Annotated in this window: 19 protein-coding genes; 15 read left to right on the top strand and 4 right to left on the bottom strand. The window is 66.4% G+C overall.

The window, feature by feature from the left end:
- Positions 1 to 30 precede the first annotated feature (30 nt).
- The 9 genes from ABRP34_RS13650 to ABRP34_RS13610 all read left to right on the top strand — a co-directional run bounded on the left by ABRP34_RS13650 (position 31) and on the right by ABRP34_RS13610 (position 10,902).
- Complete coding sequence (locus tag ABRP34_RS13650; RefSeq protein WP_353710589.1) at positions 31 to 1,227, top strand: MFS transporter; 1,197 nt, start codon at positions 31 to 33, stop codon at positions 1,225 to 1,227.
- Positions 1,228 to 1,283: 56 nt separating this feature from the next.
- Entirely contained in the window at positions 1,284 to 2,786 is a 1,503-nt protein-coding gene (locus ABRP34_RS13645; protein ID WP_353710588.1) for a phosphatase PAP2 family protein, read from the top strand.
- Positions 2,787 to 2,932: 146 nt separating this feature from the next.
- A complete protein-coding gene (locus ABRP34_RS13640; RefSeq protein ID WP_353710587.1) occupies positions 2,933 to 3,877 on the top strand; it encodes an ATP-binding cassette domain-containing protein in 945 nt (314 codons plus the stop codon).
- A 4-nt stretch (positions 3,878 to 3,881) separates the two neighbouring features.
- A complete protein-coding gene (locus ABRP34_RS13635) occupies positions 3,882 to 4,760 on the top strand; it encodes an ABC transporter permease (protein ID WP_353710586.1) in 879 nt (292 codons plus the stop codon).
- Positions 4,761 to 4,779: 19 nt separating this feature from the next.
- The gene (locus tag ABRP34_RS13630) at positions 4,780 to 6,072 is read left to right on the top strand and encodes a sensor histidine kinase (protein WP_353710585.1); all 1,293 of its coding nucleotides are present in this window, start codon (positions 4,780 to 4,782) and stop codon (positions 6,070 to 6,072) included.
- 50 nt (positions 6,073 to 6,122) lie between these two features.
- On the top strand, positions 6,123 to 6,851 hold the full coding sequence (locus ABRP34_RS13625; RefSeq protein WP_353710584.1) for a response regulator transcription factor: 729 nt from the start codon (positions 6,123 to 6,125) through the stop codon (positions 6,849 to 6,851).
- Between the two features lie 84 nt (positions 6,852 to 6,935).
- Positions 6,936 to 7,862: an intradiol ring-cleavage dioxygenase gene (locus ABRP34_RS13620; protein WP_353710583.1), complete on the top strand. Its 927-nt coding sequence runs from the start codon at positions 6,936 to 6,938 to the stop codon at positions 7,860 to 7,862.
- A gap of 21 nt (positions 7,863 to 7,883) precedes the next feature.
- Positions 7,884 to 9,233: a M18 family aminopeptidase gene (locus ABRP34_RS13615; RefSeq protein ID WP_353710582.1), complete on the top strand. Its 1,350-nt coding sequence runs from the start codon at positions 7,884 to 7,886 to the stop codon at positions 9,231 to 9,233.
- A 238-nt stretch (positions 9,234 to 9,471) separates the two neighbouring features.
- Positions 9,472 to 10,902 carry an amino acid permease gene (locus ABRP34_RS13610; protein ID WP_353710581.1) on the top strand — a complete coding sequence of 477 codons (1,431 nt, stop codon included), beginning with the start codon at positions 9,472 to 9,474 and terminating at the stop codon, positions 10,900 to 10,902.
- A gap of 88 nt (positions 10,903 to 10,990) precedes the next feature.
- Here ABRP34_RS13610 and ABRP34_RS13605 read toward each other — a convergent pair whose 3' ends face one another.
- Positions 10,991 to 11,326: a YnfA family protein gene (locus tag ABRP34_RS13605; RefSeq protein ID WP_003800150.1), complete on the bottom strand. Its 336-nt coding sequence runs from the start codon at positions 11,324 to 11,326 to the stop codon at positions 10,991 to 10,993.
- 308 nt (positions 11,327 to 11,634) lie between these two features.
- On the opposite strand from ABRP34_RS13605, the gene rpsF reads away from it, so the two are divergent.
- The 4 genes from rpsF (at position 11,635) to rplI (ending at position 13,417) form a co-directional block, all read left to right on the top strand.
- The gene (gene rpsF, locus ABRP34_RS13600) at positions 11,635 to 11,940 is read left to right on the top strand and encodes a 30S ribosomal protein S6 (protein ID WP_003800148.1); all 306 of its coding nucleotides are present in this window, start codon (positions 11,635 to 11,637) and stop codon (positions 11,938 to 11,940) included.
- A 55-nt stretch (positions 11,941 to 11,995) separates the two neighbouring features.
- The gene (locus ABRP34_RS13595) at positions 11,996 to 12,577 is read left to right on the top strand and encodes a single-stranded DNA-binding protein (RefSeq protein ID WP_003800146.1); all 582 of its coding nucleotides are present in this window, start codon (positions 11,996 to 11,998) and stop codon (positions 12,575 to 12,577) included.
- Between the two features lie 129 nt (positions 12,578 to 12,706).
- Positions 12,707 to 12,946 carry a 30S ribosomal protein S18 gene (rpsR, locus tag ABRP34_RS13590; protein ID WP_003800144.1) on the top strand — a complete coding sequence of 80 codons (240 nt, stop codon included), beginning with the start codon at positions 12,707 to 12,709 and terminating at the stop codon, positions 12,944 to 12,946.
- A gap of 18 nt (positions 12,947 to 12,964) precedes the next feature.
- The gene (rplI, locus tag ABRP34_RS13585) at positions 12,965 to 13,417 is read left to right on the top strand and encodes a 50S ribosomal protein L9 (protein ID WP_003800120.1); all 453 of its coding nucleotides are present in this window, start codon (positions 12,965 to 12,967) and stop codon (positions 13,415 to 13,417) included.
- Between the two features lie 120 nt (positions 13,418 to 13,537).
- Here rplI and ABRP34_RS13580 read toward each other — a convergent pair whose 3' ends face one another.
- The gene (locus ABRP34_RS13580; RefSeq protein ID WP_353710580.1) at positions 13,538 to 13,960 is read right to left on the bottom strand and encodes a DUF1801 domain-containing protein; all 423 of its coding nucleotides are present in this window, start codon (positions 13,958 to 13,960) and stop codon (positions 13,538 to 13,540) included.
- 108 nt (positions 13,961 to 14,068) lie between these two features.
- Between ABRP34_RS13580 and ABRP34_RS13575 the strand changes: the two genes are divergently transcribed.
- Both ABRP34_RS13575 and ABRP34_RS13570 read left to right on the top strand, forming a co-directional pair.
- Positions 14,069 to 14,704: an FMN reductase gene (locus ABRP34_RS13575; protein ID WP_353710579.1), complete on the top strand. Its 636-nt coding sequence runs from the start codon at positions 14,069 to 14,071 to the stop codon at positions 14,702 to 14,704.
- Between the two features lie 60 nt (positions 14,705 to 14,764).
- On the top strand, positions 14,765 to 15,079 hold the full coding sequence (locus ABRP34_RS13570) for a zf-TFIIB domain-containing protein (protein WP_353710578.1): 315 nt from the start codon (positions 14,765 to 14,767) through the stop codon (positions 15,077 to 15,079).
- 38 nt (positions 15,080 to 15,117) lie between these two features.
- Here the strand turns inward: ABRP34_RS13570 and ABRP34_RS13565 are convergent, their stop codons facing one another.
- A complete protein-coding gene (locus ABRP34_RS13565; protein WP_353710577.1) occupies positions 15,118 to 15,684 on the bottom strand; it encodes a hypothetical protein in 567 nt (188 codons plus the stop codon).
- Between the two features lie 2 nt (positions 15,685 to 15,686).
- Positions 15,687 to 16,073: a hypothetical protein gene (locus ABRP34_RS13560; RefSeq protein WP_353710576.1), complete on the bottom strand. Its 387-nt coding sequence runs from the start codon at positions 16,071 to 16,073 to the stop codon at positions 15,687 to 15,689.
- Between the last annotated feature and the right edge of the window lie 179 nt (positions 16,074 to 16,252).

Here is a 16,252-nt window from a genome sequence, read left to right as displayed (position 1 = left end):
GCTCAAGCTGCGCGGCACTAGAGTTGACGAATGACTTCAACCCAGCAGCTTGCCGGCCGGCAGGTTTCCGCCGCCGCCTTGGCCACGTTCATCATCTTCGGCGCCAACGGCCTGGTCTTTGCGAGCTGGGCGGCCCGCATTCCGGCTGTGACGGAGATCCTCGGGATCTCGTCCGGGCAGATGGGAACCCTGCTGCTGTGCACCGCCGTCGGGTCGCTGATCGCGCTTCCCACCGCCGGGCACGTCATCAGCCGGATCGGCACCGCCAACACCGTCCGGGCGAGCGGCCTGCTGGCCGCGCTGGCGGGTGTAGGCATCGCAGTGTCGCTGCTCGCTGAGTCGGTTCCCGGCACCGCTGCATCCCTCTTCTTTTTCGGCATCGGCATCGGGCTGTGGGACGTGTCCCAGAACGTTGAGGGAGCCGACGTCGAGCACCGGCTCCGCAAGACGGTGATGCCCAAGTTCCACGCTGCCTTCAGTGGCGGTGCCTTCGTAGGGGCCCTGATCGGGGCTGGCCTGTCGGGAATCGGCGTGGGTTTGCCGCAGCACCTGCTGGTCATCGCCGCCTCAGTGGCGGTGCTGACAATCGTGGTCCCCCGGTACTTCCTCCCCCACACCGCACCGGAGCGGCCCGCCGACGGTGAAGCCAAGACGGTCCGCGGACCTTCGGCATGGCGGGACGGCCGCACCCTGCTGATCGGCGTCGTGGTTCTCGGCGCCACGCTGACCGAGGGCGCAGGCAACGACTGGATCGCCAAGGCGTCCGTGGACGGGCTGGGAACCTCCGAATCGACCGGCGCACTGCTCTTCGCGCTCTTCGTCCTGGCCATGACCACGATGCGCTTCTTCGGCGGCACCGTCATTGACAGGTACGGCCGGGTGGCAGTGCTCCGGGGCAGCATGGCAGCCGCCGCCGCAGGCCTGGCACTGTTCGTGTTTGCCGGAAACCTGTGGCTGGCTGCCGTTGGAGCAGCGCTGTGGGGAGTGGGGGCGGCCCTGGCCTTTCCCATGGGGATGTCGGCAGCCGCAGACGATCCCCGGCACGCAGCGGCAAGGGTCTCGGTGGTTTCCACCATCGGCTATGTCGCCTTCCTGGCCGGTCCGCCGCTGCTCGGCTACCTGGGGGACCTGACCGGAATCCATATGGCACTGCTGGCCATCGGTGTGCCCATCCTGGTCGCCCTGATGCTCGCGGGTGCCGCCACGCCGCTTCCCGCCAGGGAATGACCCGCCTGGAACAGAAGCCGGGAGCACACCGCTGTACCGGGCGGTAGGGTGGGGAAATGCGACGAATGCTGCACCGGGGGCCAGGCTGGATTGCCGCCCTCGACCGCACGTTGATGCGGACCGTTTCCGGCTTCCCGGGCGGGCACCACGACACGTTTTTCCGCCGGCTCTCGGCCTCGGCCAACAAGGGAAAGCTGTGGTTTGGCGTGGCTGCCGTGGCTGCCGCCATCCCGGGGCGCACCAGGCGCGCAGCACTCCACGGCCTGCTGGCCCAGGGCGTCGCCTCAGCAGTGACGAACCTCGTTTTCAAGACCCTGCTGCCCCGCGCGCGGCCGCTCCCTGAGCATTTGCCGGTGTTCCGCTTCGTCCATCCGCAGCCCACCAGTTCATCCATGCCGTCCGGCCACTCCGCCTCGGCGGTCGCATTCGCCCTGGGCACTGGAATGGTCCAGCCGGTGCTCGGAGCGGTCGTCGCTCCTGTTGCCGCCGGCGTTGCATACTCCAGAGTGCATACAGGCGCCCACTGGCCCTCGGATGTGCTCTTCGGTTCGGCAATCGGTGCCGGCGCAGCCCTCGTGACGAGGAAGTGGTGGCCTGTTCGGCCGCCCATGCCTCCCACGTCGAGGCGGCGGGTGCAGGTGGCCCCGCTCCCGCAGGGCGAGGGCCTGAGCATTGCCGTGAACACGCTGGGTGGGTCGTTCACCGAGGAAACCGCCGCCGCCCTCAAGGAAGTATTCCCACTGGCACATATAACGCTCATTGCACTGGAGGACGATGTTGCCCAGCGGGTGGAAGAGGCAGCCACCCGGCCTGGCACCCGCGCTCTGGGTGTCTGGGGCGGGGACGGAACAGTGGGCACCGCGGCGGCGGCCGCCATCGACCATGATCTTCCCTTGCTGGTGCTGGCCGGCGGAACGCTCAACCACTTCGCCCGGGACGCCGGCACGCCCTCCGTGGTCGAAGCGGTGGCCGCAGCTGAACGCGGCGAAGCGGCCCTGGCGGACGTCGGCGTCGTGGCCGTTGAACGCGGTCTCGCGGACGATCCCGAACAGGTGGAGCTGACGATGCTCAACACCGCGAGCATCGGGCTGTACCCGAACCTGGTGCGACGCCGCGAACAGTTGCAGCCCGCCTTGGGGAAGCCGCTCGCCGGGGTTGTGGCCATGTTCCGGACATTCGCCGTGGAGAAGCCGATAACGCTGATCGTCAATGGCGTCCGCCACCGGCTGTGGATCATGTATCTGGGCCGCGGCCGCTACTTCCCTCGGGACCATGCTCCGCTCTTCCGGCCGGTGCTGGACGACGGCGTCCTGGACGTCAGGATGATGACCGCTGACGAGTCTTTCGCCCGCCTCCGCATGCTTTGGTCGGTGCTGACCGGCACGGTGGCGACGTCCAGGATCACCCACCTCACCGAAGCCACCCGTGTCCGCGTGGAGTGCGGCACCGCCCCCATGGTGCTGGCGGTGGACGGCGAAGCCATGCCAGGCGTCCGGGCCGTCGAGTTCACCCTGAAACGTGCCGCCCTGCGCTATTACTCACCGGCGGACGGCAACTGACGCGTCGCTCATCCCACCGGATGACACCCGGTACCCTGATTCGCCCCTGAATCATCCCTGAGACCGGCGAATTCGGCAGCCGACGTGGGTAGCGTGGAACGTGCACACCAGACAGCACGCCCGTAGCTACGCAAAGGAAAGCTTCCATGATTGAGGCAGAAGGCCTGACAAAAGTCTACGGCGACAAAACCGCCGTCGGCGGTGTCAGTTTCACCGTCCAAGCCGGCCAGGTCACCGGCTTCCTTGGACCCAACGGGGCCGGCAAGTCGACCACCATGCGCATGATCATGGGCCTGGACACCCCGACGGCGGGGACGGTCACCGTCAACGGTGTCCCGTTCGCCCGGCACACGGCACCGCTGCGCGAAATCGGGGCGCTGCTGGACGCCAAGGCCGTCCACACAAGCCGCTCCGCGTACAACCACCTGCTGGCCATGGCCGCCACGCACAGCATCCCGCGGAAGCGGGTGCACGAGGTCATCGACATGACCGGTCTGGCCGACGTGGCCCGGAAAAAGGTCAAGGGGTTCTCCCTTGGCATGGGCCAGCGGCTGGGCATCGCCGCCGCGCTGCTCGGCGATCCGCAGACCATCATCCTGGACGAACCCGTCAACGGGCTCGATCCGGAAGGCGTGGTCTGGGTGCGGAACCTGGTGAAGTACCTGGCTTCCGAGGGGCGCACGGTGTTCCTCTCCAGCCACCTCATGAGTGAGATGGCCCTGACCGCCGACCATCTGATCGTGATCGGCCGCGGGAAGATCATTGCCGACGCACCCATCAAGGACATCATCACGGGCAAGGGCCAGAGCCGGACCCGGGTCCGCTCCGACCAGCCCGACCGGCTCATGCACGTTCTCGCCGGAACAGGTGTCTCGGTGGAGCTGCAGGACCACGAACTACTCGAGGTCACGGGCCTGGACCCCCGGCAGATCGCCCGCAGCGCCCTGGACAACCACGTCCTGATCTACGAACTCACCCCGCTCCAGGCCAGCCTCGAAGAGGCCTACATGGAGCTGACCAAGGACGAGGTCGAATACCACTCGCTGATCACCACGGGAGCCCCGGTTTCCGCCCAGTCCGGAGGCAACTGACGCCATGAGCACATCGACTTCCACCCAGCCGGCCGCCGGTCCCGGCCGCGCGGCCCATCGCAACGCTGCAAACCCGGGACCGGGTCCAAGCTTCTTCCGGGTCCTGAATTCGGAATTCATCAAGTTCCGCACGCTCCTGTCCACACTGATCCTGCTTGTTTCGACGGCCATCGTCATGGTTGGCTTCGGCGCCCTGTCCGCCTGGGGAACAGGCCAGTTCGCGGACCAGGCCAGCTCCGATCCCGAGGCGGCGGCGGCCATCGCGGCACAGGGCGGCGACCTTGCCGTCACGGTCCCCACCTCGGGCGTCGCCTTTGCACAGCTGATTCTGGGCTCACTGGGCGTCCTGCTCATGAGTTCCGAGTTCACCACCGGCATGGCCCGCTCGACGTTCGCGGCGGTGCCCAAGCGGCTCCCCGCGTTCATTGCCAAGCTCGTGGTGGTGATCCTCAGCGCCTTCGTCGTGACGGCCGTGTCCACCTACATTGCCGGCCTGGTGGCGGTGCCGATCCTGGACAACTTCGATCTCAAGCTCGACCTCGCCAGCTCGCAGTCGGTCAAGCTGCTCCTCGTCACCAGTGTGTACGTGGCAGCGGTGGCCGCAATCGGCACGGCACTCGGCACGATGCTGCGGAATTCAGCCGGGGGCATCATGGCCCTCGTTGGCCTGTTCTTTGTGGCCCCGATTGCGTTCCAGCTCATCCCGGGCGACTTCTTCGAAGAGGCCCGCAAGTACCTCCCCGGAAACACGATCAACCCGCTGACCGCCGTGGAGCACGTCCCCGACACGCTGGAGGTGTGGCAGGCGGCCCTGGTGCTGGGCGGCTGGGTGGTGGTGCCAGTGGTCCTGGCCATGGTCCTGCTGAAGAAACGGGACGTCTAGCCGCACCCAGGTCCTGCCCATGATTGATGCTGTCTCGGTGAAGGACGCGCCAGCCACGCCGGCTGACGCGTCCTTCGCCGAGCTTGCTGCCCGACGGCGGGGCCTGCTCCGGCGCTACCTGCACCGGCGTCCGCGGGTAATGGACGCCGTGGTCGCCGCCTGCTATGCGGTGCTGGTGGTGCCCACCGTGATCGACGCCGCCACTACGGGCAGGTGGGCCGCGGTCGCGCTGCTCGCGGCCGTCGCCCTGTCCCTCTTCCTGCGGCGCCGGCGCCCGGTGGCCGTGGTGGTGTTCGTCGCGGCGGCCGAGGTTGGCGTGAGTCTGCTTCATCCGTGGGGATCCAATGTGTCGGCAGGGCTGTGGTTCTCGCTGTACGCGGTGGCTGTGGTCCACACGCGCCGCTTTGCCCTGGTCACGATGGCCGTGGCCACAGCGCCACTGGCGCTGCTGTACTTCCTGGCCGCCGTGGGACCGCTGGAGCGGGAACTGCCCAAGCACGCCGCCTCGCCGGAGGAGTTCCACCTGGTGACCAGCATCGCGGCCGGCACCAGCATCGCGTTCTCCAACATCATCGCCACCGGAATCGGCATTTCCGTCCGGCAGCGGCGGGAGCACGAGCAGGAAATCGCGGCGTGGGCCGCGCAGGCCGCACGCCTGGGCTCAGTCAACGAACGCAACAGGATCGCCCGTGAGATGCACGACGTCGTTGCCCACTCGCTGACCGTGATGGTCGCCCTGTCCGACGGCGCCGCCGTCGTGGTCCGCAGGGATCCGGAACGCGCCGCGGAGGTCCTCGCGGAACTGTCCAGGACCGGGCGCACCGCGCTGGCGGACATGCGCCGGGTCCTCGGCGTCCTGCGGGATGACGCCTCCGCCGGCCGGGCGCCCCGTGAGCCGCTCGCGGACGGCGCAAGCCTCGGGAAGCTGCTGGACGGCTTCCGGACCGCAGGCCTTCCCGTCCATTACTCGCATACGGGTCCGGCGCTGCCGGAGGAGGTGGCTCTCCAGCTGACCGTGTACCGGATCGTGCAGGAATCGCTGACCAACGTGCTGCGCTACGGCCGCGCACTGAGCCGGGTGGACGTACTGGTGGTGCGCGACGATTCCACCGTCACCATAGAAGTGCACGACGACGGCCGGGGCACCGTTGAGGCCGCCACTTCCGGCGGGACAGGACAGGGCCTGGCCGGGATGAAGGAACGGGCCCGGATCTACGGCGGTACGGTGGAGGCAGGCCCGGCCGCCGGCGGCGGCTGGCGCGTGCAGGCCGTCCTGGCACTGAACGGCCGGACACAGGACGGCGCACGCTGACCGGCGGGATGCGGGACGGCAACTTGGAAAACGGCAAAATGGGGGAATAAATGAATGAGTCCGGACACCTCCGGGTCCTGCTGGCGGATGACCAGCCGCTGCTGCGGATGGGGTTCCGGCTCATCCTGGAGGGTGAGGACGGACTTGAGGTGGTGGGCGAGGCCTCCGATGGGGCCGAGGCAGTCCGCCAGGTGGGCCACCTCGATCCCGACGTCGTGCTCATGGATGTCCGGATGCCTACGCTCGACGGGATCGAGGCCACCCGGGCCATCACCAGTTCAGGTTCGCGTGCCAGGATCGTCATCCTGACCACCTTCGACCTGGACGAGTACGCCTTCGCCGGCCTGCAGGCCGGCGCCTCGGCCTTCCTGCTCAAGGATGTGGCACCCGCCGAACTGGTCCAGGCCGTGCGGGTGGTGGCGAGCGGCGACGCCGTAGTGGCGCCCCGGGTGACCCAGCGGCTTCTAGAGACGTACGTCCGCGGGGCAGAACCCGTTTCCGCGTTGAATGGTCCAGCCGAGGCGTCCCCGCCAGCCACGGCACCTGCTCCCCGCGACCCGCTGCTGGAGGACCTCACTCCGCGCGAAACCGAGATGCTGGAAGCGATGTCCGAGGGGCTTTCCAATGCGGAGATCGCGCACCGCTATTTCCTGTCGGAGGCCACCGTGAAGACACATGTCCGGCGGATCCTGACCAAGCTGCACCTCCGTGACCGCGTCCAGGCCGTGGTGTACGCCTACGAAACCGGCCTGGTGACCCCGAGCAACCCGGACTACTGAACGGGCAATTACGGAAACAGGCTCCACAGCTTGCACACAGCCGGGCCCTATGCACGCCATAGCAGGCTGGAGTTGGATGATGCCATGACAACTCCACGCACACCCGAAGGGCAGCAGCCCCGGCACGAGCCGCATCCCAGCCATGACCGCGGGCTCGAGTTCGATCTGTCCACGCTGATGTCCCGACGCTCGCTGGGAATGTTCCTCGGCGCCGGCACGGCGGCCGCGCTGGCGGCTTGCACGCCCGGCGGGTCATCGTCGGCACCCTCAGGATCGCCGTCGACGGCTTCCGCTGCCGCAACCGCTACCGCCACCACAACGGCGACGGCGCCGTCCGGCTCGGCTACCTCGACCCCCACCGTCACCCGGGCGATCGCCGAATGCGGCGTCGAGATCCCGCAGGAGACCGCCGGTCCGTATCCGGGCGACGGCTCCAACGGGCCTAACGTCCTGGAAGCCTCCGGGGTGGTCCGGCAGGACATCACCTCAAGTTTCGGCACGTCCACCACGACGGCGGACGGCGTACCACTGACCGTCACACTGACCCTGCTCGACAACTCCAACGGCTGCGTCCCGCTGGCCGGTGCGGCCGTCTACGCCTGGCACTGCGACAAGGAGGGACGGTACTCGCTCTACGATTCGGGGCTGGAGAACGAGAACTTCCTGCGGGGCGTGCAGGAGGCGGACGCCAACGGCCAGGTCACCTTCAAGACCATCTACCCGGGCGCCTACAACGGCCGCTGGCCGCATATCCACTTCGAAGTGTTCGAGTCCATGAACAACGCCACGGCGGCAGGGCAGGTCCTTGCTGTCTCGCAGCTAGCCATGACCGACGCTGCCTGCAGGGAGGTCTACGCCTCTGCGGGCTACGAAACCAGCGCCCGGAATTTCCCCAACACAACCCTGCAGTCAGACAACGTGTTCGGCGAAGACGGCGGCATCTACCAGCTGGCCACCATGTCGGGTTCCGTGTCCGGCGGCTACACGGCAGGGCTCAACGTCACCATCTAGGGCAACGCTAGACTCGGAGCCATGCCTCTCCATTCCTCCGCCGCAGAGCACATCCGGGACCTGGGCGACTATGTCAGCGCCTCGCCGTCGAGCTTCCACGCCGCCCACGAGGGCGCCCGGCGCCTGGCGGAGGCCGGCTTCACCGGCCTGGACGAGCTGCAGCCCTGGGAGGCCACGGCAGGCAAGTTCTACGTTGTCCGGGACGGTGCGCTCATCGCATGGGTCACGCCCGAAGGTGCCGGACCCACCACCGGCTTCAACATCCTGGGCGCCCACACGGATTCGCCGTCGTTCAAGCTCAAGCCCAAGCCGACCACGGGCCGTTTCGGGTGGCTCCAGGCGGGCGTGGAGGTCTACGGCGGTCCGCTGCTGAACTCGTGGCTGGACCGGGAACTGCAGCTGGCCGGGCGCCTCGTGATGCTCGACGGCACGCAGCACCTGACCACCACCGGTCCGTTGCTGCGCTTTCCGCAGCTGGCCATCCATCTTGACCGGGCCGTGAACGAAGGCCTCACCCTCGACAAACAGCAGCACATGAACCCGGTGTTCGGGCTCGGCGATCCTAACGGGGAGGACCTGCTGGCGGTGCTGGCCGAACGGGTGTCCGGCGGGGGCAATCCTGTTGGCGGCACGCCTGTTGATCCGGCCCAGATCGGCGGGTACGACGTCGTCATCGCGGACACGCAGCCGGCTGCGGTCTTCGGGGTCAGGAGTGAATTCTTCGCCTCCGGGCGGCTGGACAACCTGTCCGCCACGCACGCCGGGATTACGGCGCTGATCGCCCACGCTGACGCTTCCGACGGCGGCCCGGAGGCTTCCGGGAGAACCGCACCGATTGCTGTGCTCGCCGCCTTCGACCACGAGGAAATCGGTTCCGCGTCCCGGTCCGGGGCGTGCGGGCCGGTCCTGGAAGACATTCTTGTCCGGATCTCGGACGGGCTGGGCGCCTCGGCGAGCCAGCGGCGGCAGGCGTTCGCGGCGTCGCTCTGTGTTTCTGCCGACGCCGGCCACGCCGTCCACCCCAACTATGCCGAACGCCACGACCCCGTCAACCGTCCTGTCCTCAACGGCGGACCGCTGCTCAAGATCAACGCCAACCAGCGGTACGCCACCGACGCAGCAGGGGCTGCACTCTGGGCGCGGCTGTGCGGTGAGGCCGGCGTTCCCTTCCAGGAGTTTGTCTCCAACAACGTGATGCCGTGCGGTTCCACGATCGGCCCGCTGACGGCCACCCGGCTGGGCATCAGGACCGTGGATGTGGGTGTTCCCCTGCTGTCGATGCACTCGGCCCGGGAGCTCTGCGGCGTGGAGGATCCGCACCGCCTGGCCCGTGTGACTGAGCTGTTCTTTGGGACGCGCCCTCGGCTCTAGCCGGGGCGAACGAACATTTCAGCCCCGTTACAAAATTGCTTTGCAGGCAACATTAGTTGCATTGTGATTCCTCAGCTTGGGAGAGTGCCTGTTTTGTAGTGCCGTAAACTGTGTCTTTGCACAGCCCGGACCTGCCCCCGGCTCCCTTAGTGTGAAACGCACAGTGTGGTCCCCGGCACAGACTCTGCCGCCCGGCCACCGCCCCAAAACCTGCAATCAAAACGAGGATGGCGCAGCCATGCACGCTGACCAACAACTGTCGAAATCCCTAAAACCCCGGCACCTGTCGATGATCGCCATTGCGGGCGTCATCGGCGCCGGCCTCTTCGTCGGCTCCGGCGCGGCCATCCAGCAGGCCGGTCCCGGCATCCTGCTGGCCTACATGGCCGCAGGCATCGTGGTCATTCTGGTCATGCGGATGCTTGGCGAGATGGCGGCCGCTAACCCCGAAACCGGTTCCTTCTCCACCTACGCGGACAAAGCACTGGGCCGCTGGGCGGGCTTCAGCATCGGCTGGCTCTACGCGTGGTTCTGGATCATCGTGCTGGGCATCGAGGCGACCGCCGGCGCGGCGATTATGCACCGCTGGGTGCCCGGCATCGACCAGTGGGTCTGGGCCCTGGTGCTCATGGTCCTGCTCACGCTGACCAACCTGGGCTCGGTGAAGTCCTACGGGGAGTTCGAGTTCTGGTTCGCCTCCATCAAGGTCACGGCCATCATCCTGTTCCTCCTCTTCGGTGTGGCGGCGATCCTCGGCCTGGTTCCGGGCGTTCCGGCGCCTGGCCTGAGCAACCTGACGGGCAACGGCGGCTTCCTCCCCAACGGGCCGGGAGCCGTCCTGGCCGGAATCCTCGTGGTGGTCTTCGCGTTCTTCGGGGCTGAGATCGCCACCATCGCAGCCGGTGAATCCGAAAACCCGGTTGAAGCGGTCAAGAAGGCCGTGAAGTCCACCGTCTGGCGAATCCTCGTCTTCTACATCGGCTCCATCGCGATCGTTGTCACGCTCTTGCCCTGGAACTCCGCCAACGTTGCCAAGAGCCCCTACGTCGCAGTCATTGAGCTCTTTGGTATTCCCGGTGCGGGCACCATCATGGACGTCGTGGTGCTGACCTCTGTGCTGTCCTGCCTGAACTCGGGCCTCTACACGGCCAGCCGCATGCTGTTCTCGCTCTCGCAGCGCGGGGACGCCCCGAAGTCCTGGACCCGCATCTCCAAGCGCGGCGTGCCGGCCGCTGCAGTGTTGGCATCGACCGTGGTCGGATTCATCACCGTGGGACTGAACTACATCGCCCCGGACACGGTATTCCTGTTCCTGGTGAACACCTCCGGCGCCATCGCGCTCTTTGTCTGGCTGGTCATTGCAGCGTCGCAGCTGGTGCTGCGCCGCCGGATGGGAGCGGCGGCCAAGGACCTGACGCTCAAGATGTGGTTCTTCCCCTACCTCACCTGGCTGGCGATCGGCAGCATCGTGGCGCTCATCATCGGCATGGTCATCCTGGATACCACCCGCGAGTCGCTCCTGCTCTCCGTTGCCCTGGCCGTCGTGGTGGTCGGTATCGGTGTGTGGCGCTACCGCAAGGGCGGTCCGGGCCGGGCTGAGGTGCCGGCCACCTCCGAAACGTCCCCCGAAACCGCGGAAGCAGGCGTCGGGTCCGGCCCGGCGTCGTAAACCGGCGCCGCATCTCAAACCGTTTTTCTGAAATCATCCGCCCGGTTGGCCGTCACGGCCGGACCGGGCGGATGATTTCATTTGGAGGTCAGCCCTGCCGTGGGGCGAACATGATCACGGCGACGCCAACGAGGCAGACGGTGGCACCGATGAGGTCCCAGCGGTCGGGCCGGAACCCGTCAAGAAGCATGCCCCAGGCCAAGGACCCGACGATGAAGACCCCGCCGTACGCCGCGAGGACACGGCCAAAGTGCGCGTCCGGCTGGAAAGCGGCCACGAAGCCGTACAGCCCCAGCGCCACAATTCCGAGTCCGGCCCACCACCACGCCTTGTCCTCCCGCACGGCCTGCCAGATCAGCCATGCTCCGCCGATCTCCGCAACCGCAGCCAGGGTGAAGAGGAGCACGGATTTCAGAATCGTCATGGCTCCAGTATCCCGGGCCGGGAGTTGTCCGCAGCCCGGGCCATATGACTGGCGCCGGCGCCGGGGTCAGTCGGGCGGCCGGCTTCCTGCGTGTTTTCCACATAGGCGGCCCGCCGCTTCCGGCTCGCCATCGCGGCCACTAGCCTTGGAGCTGTCCGAATCGCAGAATTCCGTCCCGATGCACTAAGATAGTGAAGTCTGTGCTGCGCCCTGGTCCATTTTTGGACGCGGGCCTGCACGGCACCGCAAATGAACCTCCTGTTACGGAAATACCGTAACCGCTTAGCCCAAAGGAGGTGGGTTCACATATGCGTCCTTACGAATTGATGGTAATCATCGACCCCGAGGTCGAAGAGCGTACCGTAGAGCCGTCGCTTCAGAAGTTCCTGAACGTCATCACCAACGATGGTGGAACCATCGAAAAGGTTGACATCTGGGGCCGTCGCCGTCTGGCTTACGACATCAAGAAGAAGTCCGAAGGTATCTACGCCGTGGTGAACTTCACCGCGACGCCGGCTACCGCCAAGGAACTTGACCGCCAGCTGGGTCTCAACGAGACCATCATGCGCACCAAGATCATCCGCCCCGAAGAGCAGAAGGTTGTTGCTGAGTAATTTCAGCTCACAGCTTTCATTCTTTACACCGCAGGAACGAACAAGGAGGCAGTAGATGGCAGGCGAAACCACTATTACGGTCATCGGTAATCTGACCAATGACCCCGAGCTGAGGTTCACACCGTCAGGTTCGGCAGTAGCGAACTTCACCATCGCGTCCACGCCTCGCACCTTCGACCGCCAGTCCAATGAGTGGAAGGACGGGGAAACCCTGTTCCTCCGCGCTTCGGTTTGGCGCGAGGCAGCAGAGAACGTCGCCGAGTCCCTCACCAAGGGCACCCGCGTGATTGTTTCCGGCCGCCTGAAGAGCCGTTCCTACGAAACAAAAGAAGGCGAGAAGCGCACCGTTATCGAGCTCGAAGTCGACGAAATCGGCCCGAGCCTGCGTTACGCCAATGCCAAAGTCAACCGCACCCAGCGCTCCGGCGGCCAGGGCGGTTTCGGCGGCGGCAACAGCGGCGGATTCGGTGGCGGTGGATTCGGTGGCGGCCAGGGTGGAAACCAGGGCGGCAACACCGGAGGAAACTGGGGCGGCAACCAGCCCGCAGCAGCGCAGGATGACCCATGGGCCACGCCCGGAGTCAGCAATGCGGGCGGCGGCTGGGGCAACGGCCCGGATTCCGAACCTCCCTTCTAACAACAAAACAAAGGCCCGGCGCAGCATCCGCCAAGGCGTTCCACGCGGGACGTTTTGTACATGTCGCGATCGGACCACCACCATCCCGTGGATCACGATTCACGGGCTCCCTAGAATAGGAGCTCCACGATGGCTAAGGCTGAACTCCGTAAGCCCAAACCAAAGTCCAACCCCTTGAAGGCCGCTGACATCACTGTCATCGACTACAAGGACGTAGCATTGCTGCGCAAGTTCATCTCCGACCGCGGAAAGATCCGCGCCCGTCGCGTCACTGGCGTCACGGTGCAGGAGCAGCGCAAGATCGCCCAGGCAATCAAGAACGCCCGCGAAGTTGCTCTGCTGCCCTACTCCGGCGCTGGCCGGGGCTAAGGAAAGGGATTAACTAACATGGCAAAGCTCATTCTGACCCACGAAGTAACCGGTCTCGGTGCTGCTGGCGACGTTGTCGAGGTCAAGGACGGTTACGCACGTAACTTCCTGCTGCCCCGCGGTTTCGCTCTGACCTGGTCCAAGGGTGGCGAGAAGCAGGTTGAGTCCATCAAGGCTGCCCGCGTTGCCCGCGAGCACGCTTCCCTGGAAGACGCTCAGAAGCAGGCTGCTGCACTCTCCGCCAAGCCGGTCAAGCTCGTTGTCAAGGCTGGCGAGTCCGGACGCCTGTTCGGCACCGTCAAGCAGGGCGACGTAGCCGACGCTGTTGAGGCCGCTGGCCTCGGCCGCATCGACAAGCGCAAGGTTGAACTGCCGGCACACATCAAGTCGGTTGGTTCCTACCAGGCCAACGTTCGTCTGCACGACGACGTTGCCGCTGTGATCGAACTCGACGTAGTCGCAGGCAAGTAGGAGATCCGGCTTTTGCCGGTCCACTCCGCAGTCCTGAACTGCTGACGGCCCCCGCCGTCGGATTCCTCCGGGAAGCCGACGGCGGGGGCTTCGTCGTTCCTGCGGGTCTCGTCCTGCTTCCTACCGGCTGTGCAGGACTGTGGTCCCATAGCGGTAGCCGATGCTGATCAGCTCGGCCAGCACGGCCTCATCGATGTCGGACAGCTTGTTGATGTAGAGGCAGCCGGCACCCGTCTTGTGCCTTCCCAGACGCTCGCGGAGCGCAGCCGACTCCGGCGCATTCGTTAGCCCATACAGTGACAGGCTGGCTTTGCGGGGAGAAAACCCCACTGCTGCAGTGTCCCCTTCGCGCCCGGTGGCGTATTTATAGTGCACCGTTCCGAATCCGACGATCGTAGGACCCCACATCTCCGGTTCCTGGCCCGTCAGTTCCGCCATGAGGGCGCGAAGGCGTAGGCCGTCCTGCCGGCGCACCGGATGCTCCAGAGCCGCGAGGAAGTCGTCCGCCGAAACCCCTGTCACCTGTGTCTTGTTATCCGCCATGGACGCAGTGTACTGGGCCGTCTACGGGGCAGCGGAATAAAGGCAATCCCTCCCGGGTTGAGCTAGTAGATGCAAATGCATATATAGAGCCATCCAGAGGAGACCGCCATGGAGACCCGCCGCATTACCGTTCTGTCCGCCGGCCTGGGAGTGCCTTCGTCGACCCGCCTGCTGGCCGACCAGCTGGCCGCAGCCGCGACACGGGAGCTGGCAGCCGCCGGCTACGAGGTGACCACCGACGTCGTGGAACTGCGTGAACTGGCCGTGGACATCGCCAACAACTTCGTCACGGGTTTTGCCCCGCCCCGGCTGGCAGAGGTCATCGCCGGCGTCGAGTCCTCCGACGGCATCATCGCGGTCTCACCGGTGTTCAGCGCGTCCTACAGCGGGCTATTCAAGTCCTTCATTGACGTGCTCGACCCCAAGTCGCTGGACGGCAAGGCGGCCCTCCTGGGGGCCACCGGCGGAACGGACCGCCACCAGATGGTGCTCGACCACGCCATGCGCCCGCTGTTCAGCTACCTGCGCACGCGGACGGCCGCCACGGCCGTCTTCGCCGGCCCCCAGGACTGGGGAAACACGGACGACGGCGGAACCCCCCTTTCGGCGCGGATCGAACGGGCGGCGGCAGAGTTCAGCAGCCTCCTGGAGGGCGACCAGCCGGGCCGCAGGCCGGCCCTGCTGGAGTCGCTGCCCTTTGAACAGCTGCTGGCCGGGATCTCGGCGGGCGGCAACGCGAACTAATCGCGGTACCCGCTCGTTGTGCCGGGCATGAAATGTCCCATTGATTCTTCAGACCTGGTCATGAGCGAACGCAGCGGGGTCGAAATCGACTACTGCCCTCAGTGCCGGGGTGTGTGGCTGGACCGCGGCGAACTGGACAAGATCATCGACCGGGTCAACGCGGGGGCGACGGCGGCACCTCCGGCGCCCGCTCCCCCTGCGCCGGTGTCGCCCGCGCCCGGCATGGTTCCTCCGCCGCTGTACCGCAACGTGGAACCGCGGCGTGACCAGCCGCGCTACGACGACCGCAGCTACGGCAAGGGATACGACCGCGACCATGACCGCCGCCGCCACAAGAAGAAGGAAGGCTGGCTGGGGGACCTGTTCGACTTCTAGGCGGCTGCCGCTACGTGCCCGCGGGCGCCCGACCGCTGCTAGTCGTCCAGCAGGGCGATGAATTCGCGCGCCTGCTTCATGGTGATGTCTGAGTGCCGGGTCAGCGCGGTGGCGGCTGCTTCGACGTTGCCGCTCTTGGCAAGCGTGCGGATGCGGCCGTAGATCTCGTCATTGAGCATGTTGCTGCTGACCTCCCGGGTGACATCGCCTTTGCTGGCAATGGCCCGGTACCGGTACGGGAACCGCTGAGGCGGCTCGTCGTCGTCTTCGGGTTCGCTGGGTACCTGGGCCGGTAAGCGGAAGGGCTGCGGATGGGCTGCCAGCGCGGCCACTGCGTCCCGCGATGCGCGCAAGCCCTGTCCTGACACCTCGTAGTACAGCTTGATCGCCGCCATGGCCTGGCCCTGGGCGATGAGCGCATACAGGCGCCTGTGTTCGTCCTCGGACAGCTTGGCTGCGGCTTCCTTTGCGAGCTCCGCGGACTCCGCCGGCGGCTTGGCTGGCTCACTGACCGTGCGCCGGCGGCGGCTGAACGCACGAGCCGCGAGGGCCACGGCGACAGCCACGGCCACGAGGATCAGGAAGGGGATCACGAGCGATTCCATGGTTACAGCCGATCTACATATTGCTTGGCGGTCAAAAGGTTTGAATGGGTGGCCTGGCGCAAAAGCCGGATGGCCTGGAGCTTCTGCCCGTTGCGCACCAATGTCTGCAGCTGCAGCGCCAGCTGCGGGTTCAGCATTGTCCCGGGCCCAAGCGCTGCAGGATACGAGCCGTGCGGGTAGTCAGGAAGGTGGCCGGGATCGTGGCCGGCATGGCCCGGCGGCGGCGCCTGACGATGGTCGTGCTGCTGGATCTGCTGCTGCCGGTTCTGGCTTGGCAGGGCTGCCGCCTCTATGCGTGCCCGGGCCGTCATGGCCGCCTGAACCTGGGCTGCGTAATGGGCCTGGGAACGCCGGGCCAGATCCAGCTGGTAGCGGTCCGCGTCGGACATGCCCCCATCCCGCGGCTTCAATGCCGTTGCGAGAGCCCAGAGGACTGCGGCGAGGACAAGGGCAGGAACCAAGACTGTCAGAACGTCGCCCATACCTAGAGCTTAACGCCAGATCAGCGTTATCCACAGCATATGCCCGGCTGCGCATGGTGCTGCCCTCCTGTGATGACCCTCGATCG

It is taken from the genome of Arthrobacter sp. K5, from assembly GCF_040448525.1.
Taxonomy (GTDB): Bacteria; Actinomycetota; Actinomycetes; order Actinomycetales; family Micrococcaceae; genus Arthrobacter; species Arthrobacter globiformis.
Note: the sequence above shows the minus strand (reverse complement) of the source record. Positions and strands in the feature narration are given on the sequence as shown.